Origin of the sequence: Mycobacterium intermedium, from assembly GCF_002086275.1 — a bacterium.
GTDB lineage: Bacteria > Actinomycetota > Actinomycetes > Mycobacteriales > Mycobacteriaceae > Mycobacterium > Mycobacterium intermedium.
On record NZ_MVHT01000075.1, the window covers coordinates 23,380 to 34,529 of the forward strand.

Consider the following 11,150-nt stretch of genomic DNA (forward strand, 5'->3'; position numbering starts at 1 on the left):
CGTTGTCGGCGTTGTCAACCAGCTCAGTCACTCGATCTATCCTCGCTTTCGCCGCATTGCGGCTCCTTGTCGCGCGGCCGCGCGCTGCTGGGCGCGGTCACGAACAGTGGCACTACTTTTCAGGGTTTCGCCGCCCCCCGCGCCCCCGGTCTGCTCTGGGTTGGCGATGCCGAGTTGGCGCATCAGGTCGGCGGTCACGTCCTGCAGTGACGCGCCCTGCAGCAGCAGCGTCACCGGGGGCTCCACGCCGAAGTCCGCGCGGGTGGTGTTGCGGATCCGCACCGCCATCAGCGAATCCATCCCGAGGTCGAGCAACGGCTGCGTCGTGTCAACGGCCGTTCGGTCCGCGTAGCCCATGACCGCAGCGATCCGGCCGCGCAGTTGGTCGGCGATGACGCGGGCGGCCTCGGCCGGGTCCAGGTCGCGCAGCGCGTCGGGTCCGGCCCAGTCGTCACCGCCGCCCGCCGCGTCGAGCTCCTGCACGACCGCGGCAAAGAAGTCGTGACCGCGGATTTCGGGGAAGGCGATGAGCGCGCGGTCGGCGCGCAGCCGGGCGACGCCGGTGTGGCCTCTACCCGATGCGAGCAGCGACTCCATCGCCTCGATGCCTTCGGCCGGGGTGATGGGGTCCAGCACGCTGTTGGCCAGGGTCCGCGCCATGCCGACCTCCGACCACGGTCCCCAGTTGATCACCGCCGCAGGCAGTCCGGCCGCCCGCCGGGCATCGACCAGAGCGTCGAGCCATGCGTTCGCGCACGCGTAAGCGCCCTGCCCTGGGGCGCCGAGCAGCGAAGCCGTGGAGGAGAACCCCACCCACCAGTCCAGGGCGCGGCCCGCGCTCGCCTGGTGCAACCGCTGCGCGCCGACGGCTTTGGGGGCCCACACCCGTTCCAGGCTTTCCCTGGTCATGGAATAGAGCAGGCTGTCGTCGATGACCGCGGCCGCGTGCACGATGCCGCGCAGCTGCCGGCCGCCGTCCTCGGCCGCCGCGACGAGCCTGTCCGCGATACCCGGGGCGGCCAGATCGCCGCGCACGATCACGATCTCGGCGCGGTCTTCCAGCTCGGCCAAGATCTTGCGCTGCTCTTCGGCGGGTTCGCTGCGCCCGTTGAGAACCACCCGGCCGGCCCCGTTGTCCACCAGCCACCGGGCGACCACCAGACCCAGGCCACCGAGACCACCGCTGATGATGTAGGACCCTCCGGAACGGACCACCGAATCAGACTGCGCCGCAGTGACTGTGGCGTCGGTGGCCCGAGCCAGCCGTTCGACGTAGCGGCGCTCGCCGCGCCGCGCGACCACCGTGCTCAGCGCGGCGGATTCGGGCGCCTCGAGTTCGGCCCGCAGCGTCGCCGTCGCCCCGGCTAGATCTTGCGCGGCGTCCAAGTCGACCAGGGTGGCGCGCAGTTCCGGATGCTCGTAGGCCAGGACCCGCACCAGGCCCCGTAACGCGCCGACCGCCGGCTGCCCCGGTTCGTTGCCGTCAACCGCGAGACCGCTGCGGGTGACCAGCCAGAGCCGCGGCGACTCACCGTGCCAGCCGCCCACGACCGCACGCACCACGGTGCCGACCGACCAGACCAGATCCCGGGCCTGGGTGACCCCGGCTTCGGGGTCCGAGGAGACCTCCGGCACGAAGATGACGACGCCGGCGGGTGGGCGTTCGGGATCGCCCGCGGTTTCGGCGAACGCGGCGAGCACCCCCGGTTCGTCGGCCAGGTCGGCGGTGATCACGCGCCGTTCGTCGTCGCGCCAGCCGTCGACGAACTGTTCGGCCAGCGGGTTCGCACCGGCGAGCACCAGCCAGCTGCCCGGTACTTGCGCGGTCGCCGCTGCGTCGGCCAGGCCCTGTGCTACCCAGCTGGCTTCGAAGACCTTCTGCGCCAACGGGAGTGGCACGCTGCGGCGCTCGACGGACCGCAGGTAGATGTCGTTGATCTCGGCGGTGACGTTGCCCGCCGCGTCGGTGAGGATGACCCGGCCGAGCTTGCCGGTGCCGCCTTCGTCGAGGTTGCTCAGCCGGGCCCGGCACCGGGCATAGCGGCCCGGGTTGCCGTACAGCCGAAGACTCTCGAACGAGACCGGCAGATAACTGGCTTCCGACGATCCGGCCGAGCCGGACAGCCCGTCGGCGGGCATCGCGGCGGCCAGGCTCTGCAGGGCGGCGTCGAGCATGGCCGGGTGGAGCCGATAGCCGGGATGCTTGGGCGCCTCGTCGGGAAGCGTGATCTCGGTTTCCACCGAACCGTCCGCAAGACGGTCGATCCGGGTCAGCGCCGCGAACGCGGGGCCGTGGTGCTGGCCGGCCTGGCGCAGCACCGCATACAGATCACCCGGTGGCACGGAGACTTCCGTCTGACCGCCGGCCGTGGTCGGGGGCTGGTCGTCGGGTTGTGCGGGTTGCGCTTTGGCCACGGCATGCCGGGTCCAGCCACCGGAGCCGCGGGAGTAGATCTCGATCCGAACCTTGTTGTCTCCGTTGCGGATCAACTGGGTGCTCAGCGTCGTGTGGTCTTCGAGGGTGAGCATCTGCTCGACCTCGAGTTGGTTGATCGACACCGCTTCGGCCGGCAGGCCCAGCGCCTCGCACGCGGCGGCCAAGGCGATCTCGGCATACGCCGCGGCCGGCAGGGCGGGTTGGCCGAACACCTTGTGATCACCCAGCCACGGTGACACCTCGGTGCCGACGTCGGCCTGCCACACGTGATCCTGGCTGGACGGAACCTCGACGTGCACGCCGAGTAGCGGATGTGCTTCGGCGGCAAGCAAATCCGCTACCGAACGGCCCTCGACCCAGAACTGCACGTGCTGCCACGGCGTGGTCGGGATGTCGGCGAGACTCCCGCTGGTCTCCGGGGTGCGCCCGAGCGCGGCGAGGTTGGTGTGGAAGGTGACGGTGTCATCGGTGTCGCGGTGCAGCGTTCCGACGCTCAGGTATTCGGTCTCGCCACCTAGCGTTTCGGTGATCGCGTGGGTGAGCAGTGGGTGCGCGCTGACCTCGATGAAGGTGTGTTGGTGGGCGTTAGCGGCTGCCGAGGCGATGGCCTGCTGGAAACGCACCGGGTTGCGCATGTTGGTCGCCCAGTGTTCGGCATCGAAGACGGGGCGGGTGCTGAGGTCTTCGTAGGTGGTGGACAGGATCGGAATCTTCGGTGGCCGCGGGGTCAGGTCGGCCAACTCCTCCCGCATGGCGGGCTGCAGCGCGTCCATGGCCGGATTGTGCGGGGCCACTTCGATGTTGACCCGGCTGGCGAAGCGGTCCTGGAAGCGCACCCGCTCGATCAGTTCGTCGATCTGCTCGGTCGGCCCGGAGATGACGGTCTGCTGCGGGGAGTTGTAGATGCCCACCGTCACCTGGGGGTAGTCGGCGATCAGCGCTTCGGTCGACGCGGCATCGAGGTCGAGTAGCGCCATGCCACCCTGCCCGGAGAGGGGCGCCATCAGTCGGGCCCGGGTGGCGGTCACCCGGAGTCCCTCGGCGGGCGTGAGCGCGCCGGCGACGACGGCGGCGGCCACCTCGCCCATGGAGTGTCCGATCACCAGGTCGGGCCGCACCCCATAGGAGCGCCACAGGGCGGTCAGCGCCAGCTGCATGCCGATCAGCCCGAGCTGGATCTGTTCGATACCGACCAGTTCCTTGCCTTCGGCGATCACCTCCTGCAACGAAAACCCAGCGTGAGCAAGGAAATCGGGTTCCAGTTCGGCGATGGCTTGGGCGAAGGCGGGCTCGTCTGCCAACAACCGGCGTCCCATGCCGACCCACTGCGATCCGCGTCCGGAATAGACGAAAACGGTACCCGGACCGGGGGTCCGCTCCTGAGGGCCGAGCACACCGGCTGCGGGCTTCCCAGCGGCCAGGGCACGCAAGCCGGCCACCGCTTCGGCGTGGTCGCGGGCCACCACCGTGCCCGACTTGGGGTACCGGGACCGGTGCTTGGTGAGCGTGTGCGCCACGTCGGGCAACGGCGTCTTCGCGCCGGGGCCGTCCAACCAGTCCGCCAGCGTCGCCGCGGTCGCGGCCATCCGCTTGGGCGATTTGCCGGATATCACCAGCGTCGCGACCGCAGCCGGATCGGGCTGCGGGGCAACAGGGTCCGCGGGTTCCGGGGCCTGCTCGATCACCACGTGCGAGTTCGTCCCGCTCAGGCCGAACGACGACACCGCCGCCCGGCGCGGACCCGTGCCTGGCCAGGGCGTGCCTTGGGTCGGCACGAACAGGCGCGTCGACGAGGGGTCGATGGCGGGATTCCACCGGGTGAAGTTCAAATTGCGTGGGATGTAAGCGTTGCGGACGGCCAGAATCGCCTTGATCAGCCCGGCGACCCCGGCCGCGGCTTCCAGATGTCCCAGATTGGTTTTCACCGCGCCGAGCGCGCACCTGGCCGCGCCGGTGCCCTTGTCGACGCCGTAAGTGGCTGCCAATCCTTCGAATTCGATCGGGTCGCCCAGCATGGTGCCGGTGCCGTGGGTCTCGACGTAATTCACGGTGTCGGCCGTCACTCCGGCTTGCTTCAGCGCGGTGTTGATGACCTCCCGCTGCGCCAGCAGATTCGGGGCGGTCAGGCCGTTGGAGCGGCCGTCCTGGTTGATCGCCGAACCGCGGATGACCGCCAGCACCCGGTCGCCGGCCGCGGTGGCGTCGGCCAGTCGCTTGAGTACCAGAACCCCGCACCCCTCGCCGCGTACGAAGCCGTCGGCGCCGGCGTCGAATGTCTTGCAGCGTCCCGTCGGCGACAGTGCGGACCACTTGGACACCGCGATCGCCGCGAACGGCGACAACGCGAGCTGCACCCCACCGGCCAGCGCGACATCGCTTTCCCGCAGTCGCAGGCTCTGACACGCCAGGTGCACCGCAACCAGCGACGACGAGCACGCGGTGTCCACGGCCACCGCGGGGCCGCGGAGCCCCAGCAGGTAGGCGATGCGGCCGACCGCGGCGGCGTGCGGATTGCCGGTGCTCACGTACGCGTCGATCTCCGCCCGGCGCTCGATGTTGACGATGGTGTAGTCCCAGGTCGAGAGCCCCATGATCGCGGCGGTGCGGGTCCCGGTCAGCGAATCCGGTCGCACCCCGGCGTGTTCGAGGGCCTCCCAGGACACCTCCAGCAGCATCCGCTGCTGCGGGTCCATGGCGGCGGCTTCGCGCGGGGTGATACCGAAGAAGTCGGCGTCGAATCCGGCGACGTCGTCGACGAAGCCGCCCCACTTGGTGGTCATCTTGCCCGACGCTTCCGGGTCCGGGTCGTAGTACGCGTCGGCGTCCCAGCGGTCGGCGGGCACTTCGCGGATGGTGTCGCGGCCGTCGAGGAGCAGCTGCCAAAAGTCTTCCGGCCCATACACATTCCCCGGCAGCCGGCATCCCATGCCGACGACCGCGATCGGCTCGGCGACGTCGGTGGGGAACGGCGTGCCCGCACGCACCAACTCACGCGCGAGCACCGCGCGCGCCTTGGGTGTCATTTGGGCCGCGCGTTCGGCCAGACTCGTCATTACTCGACGCCCTCCGTTGCAGCTTCCAACTCACTTGCTGCGACCAGGTCCGACAGCAAATCCATTTCCTCGTCCGACAAGTCCGCGTCGGAGATCGCTTCGGCGGCTGTGCCTTCCGTGCTTTCCAAGGCTGGTGCATAACCGAGCCGTTCACAGAGCGCACCGGCGAGGTCGGTGATGGTGGGGTAGGCCCACACCAGGGCGACCGGCAGCGTCGTACCCAGACTCGCCTCCAACCTGTTCCGCAATTCCAGCGCCATCAGCGAATCCAGGCCCAGCGATTCCATCGGCTGGTCGTGGTCGATCGGTTCGGTCGAACGCAGCACCGCCCGGATCTCGTCGGCGATGGCCGCGGCGAGGTAGGCCGGACGGTCTTGTGGGGCAAGCTCATCCAGCTCGGCCCGGATGCGGCCACCCGTGCGGGGTTCGACGGCTATCGATTCCTGCAGCTTGGCGAACAACGACGAACCCGCCGCGGCGGGGAAGGACTGGAACCACTGCCGCGCGTCGAGCGCGAACACGCCGGTGCGGGCCCGGTCGGCCGACAGCACCAGTTGCATCGCCGCGAGGCCCTGCTCGGGGGTGATCATCGAGATGCCGAGGTCGGCGAAGAACTGAGCGCGGCCCACCTCGGCCCACGGGCCCCAGTTGATTCCGGTCGCGGGCAACCCGAGCGAGCGCCGGTGCGCGACCAGTCCGTCGATCCAGGAGTTCGCGGCGGCGTAGGAGCCTTGGCCCGGCGCGCCGAGAAGTGAGGCGGCAGAGGAGAACGACACCCACCAATCGACGTCGGCGTGTTTGGTGGCTTCGTGCAACCACCAACCACCGGCCACCTTCGGGGCGAACACCCGCGCGGACGCGGAATCGGAGATGTTCAGCACGATTTCGTCGGCGAGGACCATGGCGCTGTGCACGACACCGGCCAACGGGAAGCCGGCGTCGGCCACGGCAGCCACCAGGCGTCGCGCGGTGTCGGGGTCCGACAGGTCGCCGGTGACCACTTCCACCCGGCCACCCTCGGCGGTGATCTCCTCGATCTCTTTGAGCACGTCCGGGCTGGGCGCCGAACGTCCGTTGACCACAACCAATCCCGCGCCCTGCTGCGCCAGCCAGCGTGCGGTCACCAAGCCGAGGCCGCCCATGCCGCCGGCGATGATGTATCCGCCGTCCGGTCTGACCAGCGGCTGGGCCGGCGGCGACGCCAACGCCGTGACGCGGCCGGTCTGCGGAATCGTGATGACGGTCCGGCCCGCGGCGTCCTCGGATCCGAACTCGCTGACCGGCAGGGGCGGCAGTTCACCCTGTTGGGCGAGTTGCACTATCTCTGCGAAGTTTTCGCGATACTGGCTCGGCCGCAACCGCAGGTTCAGATCGATGTCGACCACCGAGAACGACGCGCTGCGGGCCAGCGCGGCGACCCCGATCGACGTGTCGGTGTTCTTGCCCAGTTCGATGAATCGTCCACCCGGGGCGAGGGTCTGCATTCCCGCGCGAAGCGCTTCTCCGGGAAGCGAGTTGAGGACGACGTCGACCCCGGCACCGTCGGTGCGGTCCAGAATCTCTGTGGCGAACCCCACACCGCGCGAATCTCCCACGTGGTGGACGCCCAGGTCCGCGAACAGTGCGCGCTTGTCATCCGATGCCCCAGTATGCGGGGTCGTCGCGTAGATCACCGCGCCGATTCTCTTGGCGATGTGCACCGCGGCCACATCGACGCCGTCCGGCGCCGAATGGATCAGTACGCGTTCCCCGCGCGCCAACCGCCCGACCGTGCACAGCGCGTGCCAGGCCGTGAGGTAGGCCTTCCCGTATCCCACGGCTTCCATGTCCGAGAGCCAGTCCGGAAGCGGGAAAACCAGATCCGCGGACGTGCTGAGATGCGACCCGATCGCCGCTGCGCCGAAGGCGATGACGCGCTGCCCTTCTTGGACGGACCCGGTCCGGGGAGTCTCGGGGCCGACCGCGGTCACCACGCCCACACACTCGCCGCCGTCCAACGCCGCGAGGTGAACGCGGACCTCGACCTCGCCGGCCCCGGGCGGGACGCGCCTGGCCGCGTGGAATTTCACTCCGTCGGCTCCGCCGAGTTCCAGCGTGAACGCGCCGCCGGCGTCGATATCGACGGTGACGTTCCGGCTTTCGACGGCGAGTTCGCCGGCAGGCGTCACCGGCGCCGCCACCAGGCGACGCACAAACCGCCGCCCGTCGCGCAATGCCACCTCGTCGTGGTCGGCGTTTCCCAGCAATTCGTCGACCAGACCTGAAAGTGGCCCCGTGCCGTCGGCGTCGACATCGACGAGGGTCGTGCGCAGCTCCGGGTGTTCGAACGTCAGCACCCGGGCGATGCCACGAAGCTGTGCCTGCGGCAGTGTGACCGGCTCGCCGGGGTCTACCTGCTGGGCGCCGCGGGTGACGATCCACAGCCGGGGGCTGTTGCGCGCGCCGATCCGGGAGACCGTCCGGACGATGTCGGCGATCCGCAGCACCCGTTGCCGGGCCAGCTCCAGCTGCTCTGCCACGGGTTTGGCTTCGTCGACCGCGCGGGCGGGATTGACCACGACAATGCCGTCCCATTCGACGTCGCGTCGGGTGATCGCCGCGTGCAGGGCCGCCTCGTCGGCTCCGGAGACCAGCTCGCACAGGTCGATTCGGGTGTCGAGCGCGGCGGCCAGGGCATCGCCGTCGCCGACCAGCAGCAGTGCAGCGGACTCGCCGGCCGAGCCGTCCAGCGGTGTTGGTTCCCACTGCGCCGTGAACAGGCGGTTGTTGAGTTCCGCTGCGCCCCCGCGCGACTGCAGTACCGCCATCTCGACGTGGTCGATCCCTAGTAGCAGCCGGCCGTGGTCATCGAAGAGTGAGACCTGCCCGGCCAACCGATCCGCGCTGTCGGTCGGGGCGAGTGAACCGATCGCGTAAGCACCTTCGACCACGTCGCCGTACACGCGAACGCCGCCGAAGCGCACCGGAAGCACCGTGGCCCGCTGTCCCGTTGCCCCCGTTGCCAATTGGGTGGCCAACTCGGTGGCACCCAGCGTCTGCAAGGCGACGTCCATCATGACCGGATGCAGCGGGAACTTGCGCGCGCCGGCCTTCGCCGCCGCGGGCAGTCGCACCGCGGCGCGAGCCGATCCGGACGGTAGAACGGCCAGGCCGACGATCCCCTGGAACGCCGGGCCGTGCTGTTGGCCGGCCGCGCGCAGCCGCTGGTAAAGCTCGTCGGGGTCGAGTTCGGTCCCGCCGTCGGGCCCGGGGTCCACGACGTCGACAGCCGCGTCCGGGGCGGGCGCCAGCGTGGCGGTGGCGTGCGTCGTCCAGCCGGAAACAGCACTGCGGGTGCGGATTTCGACCCGGCACAACTGGCTGTCTCCGGTCAGGGTGGTGACGATGAGCGTGTTGCCGTCGACGTGCATCAACTGGTCGAGGCTGAGCTCTCGGATCATCCACGACTCGTTGTCAAAGGCTTGCGTCGCCGCGGCCAGCGCGATGTCCGCGTATGCCGCGCCGGGCAGCACGCACGCGTCATGGACGCGGTGGTCGCCCAGCCACAGCAGCTCCGGGTTGACCTCGGATTCCCACACGCGGGTGCCGTTGGTGGGATCGGTGACGCCGATGCCCAGCAGCGGGTGGGTGTCCGCGCCGTACGAGACGGTCGAGCTCGCCGTGATCCAGTGCCGGGTGTGCTGCCACGGGGTCAGCGGCAGCTGCGGGTGGGGTTCGGGTGGATGCGGGGTGTCGGGTGGACGGGTGGTGTGGGTGGCGTTGAGGTTGGTGTGGAACGTGATGGTGTCGTCCGTGTCCCGGTGCAGCGTGCCCGCGACATGGGCGCCCTGGCTGGCCTGGTTCCCGGTCGCACCCAGGGTGTCGGTGATCGCGTAGGTGAGCAGGGGATGCGGGCTGACTTCGATGAAGGTGTGGTGGTTCTCGCCGGCTTGAGCGACGGCCTGGTGGAACCGGACCGGGTTGCGCAGGTTGGCAGCCCAGTAGTCGGCATCCAAGAGCGGCACCGGGCCGGGTGAGCCTGCTGGAACGTCGTGGACCGTGGAGATGAGCGGGATGGCAGGGGGCTTGGGCCGCAGATCGCTCAGCGCGGAACGCAATTGCGGCAACACCGGATCGATGATCGGGTGGTGCGACGCGACGTCGACCTCGATGCGACGCGCCAGCAGGTCCTGCGCCGCAACGGTTGCGATGACGGCGTCCACCTGCTCGGGGGGTCCGGCGATCACCGACTGGCGCGGTGAGGCATGCACGGCCAGGGTCAGTTGCGGATAGTCGGCGATCAGTGCCGCGACCGCGTCCGCGTCCAGCTCCAGCAGCGCCATCGCGCCCTGGCCGGAGAGCTGGCTCATCAGCCGCGAGCGGGTGGCGATCACCTTCAAGCCCTCGGCCCGGGTCAGTGCCCCGGCCACGACGGCGGCCGTCACTTCACCCATGGAATGGCCGATCACCGCGTCGGGGGTGACCCCGTAGTGGCGCCACAGCGCAGTCAGCGCGAGCTGGATACCGACAAGGACGGGCTGGATGCGGTCGATGCCCACCACGTCGCGGCCCTCGGTCAGTGTCTCCTGTAACGAAAACCCGGTCTGTTCAAGGAAATCCGGCTCCAACTCGGAGATCGCCTCGGCGAATGCGGGCTCGTCGGCCAGCAGCCGGCGTCCCATGCCGGCCCACTGCGAGCCCTGCCCGGAATACACGAACACCGTGCCGGGTCCGCCGGGGCCGCTATTGCAGCCGACGGTGCCGGGTGCTGGCTGATCGCCGGCCAGTGCCCGTAGGCCCGCGATGGCCTGGGCGTGGTCGCGGGCAACCACGGTGGCGAACCTGGCTTGGCGAGCCCGGTGGTGATTGAGCGTGTGCGCGACGTCAGCCAGCGGGGTGGCGGCGCCGGGACCCTCCAGCCAGTCCGCCAGCACGCCCGCGGTCGCGGCCACCCGTTGCGGGGTCTTGCCGAAGATCACCAGCTTCGATACCGGCGGTTGTGGAACATGCTGCGAGACAACCGGTTCGGGCGCCTCTTCGATCAGCACATGCGAGTTGGTCCCGCTGACACCGAACGACGACACACCCGCCCGGCGGGGCCGGTCGGTGGGCGGCCAGTCCATACCGTCCGCCGCGATGTTCAACCGCGTCACACCCTCGCTGACATGCGGTGTCAGCTGGCGGAAGTTCAAATGCCGCGGGATGTGCCGGTTTTGCAGCGCGAGCACGGTTTTCATGAATCCGGCGATACCAGCTGCCGCCTCGAGGTGTCCGAGGTTCGTCTTCACCGAGCCCAGCACCAGCGGGTCGCGGCCTTGGCGGTCGTCGAAAACCTTGCTCAGCGAGTCGAGTTCGATCGGGTCGCCGAGCGGGGTGCCGGTGCCGTGCGCCTCGATGTAATCGATATCGGCGGGGGTCAACCGGGCTGCCTGCAGCGCCCGGCGCAGCAGCTCCTGTTGCGCCGGGCCGTTGGGAACGGTGACCCCGCTGCTGGCACCGTCCTGGTTGACCGCCGAGCCGCGCACCACGGCCAGGATGCGGTTGCCGTCGCGTTGGGCGTCGGACAACCGCTTGAGCACCACGACCCCGGCGCCCTCACTGCGCACATAGCCGTTGGCGTCGGCGTCGAACGTCTTGCAGCGTCCCTCGGGCGACAGCATTCCCCAACGTGAACAGGCGAT

Annotated in this window: 2 protein-coding genes; both read right to left on the reverse strand. The window is 69.7% G+C overall.

Annotation, left to right across the window (positions count from 1 at the left end; translation table 11 throughout):
* Positions 1–36 precede the first annotated feature (36 nt).
* Complete coding sequence (locus BST27_RS22350; RefSeq protein WP_069418878.1) at positions 37–5,490, reverse strand: type I polyketide synthase; 5,454 nt, start codon at positions 5,488–5,490, stop codon at positions 37–39.
* On the reverse strand, positions 5,490–11,150 hold a 5,661-nt coding region (locus BST27_RS22355), incomplete at its 5' end, for a type I polyketide synthase (RefSeq protein ID WP_083148635.1). The genes BST27_RS22355 and BST27_RS22350, both read right to left, overlap by 1 nt.

Excerpts from the sequence above, each read along its gene's own strand:
- BST27_RS22350 (WP_069418878.1), bottom strand. The coding sequence starts at position 5,490 with ATGACGAGTCTGGCCGAACGCGCGGCCCAAATGACACCCAAGGCGCGC.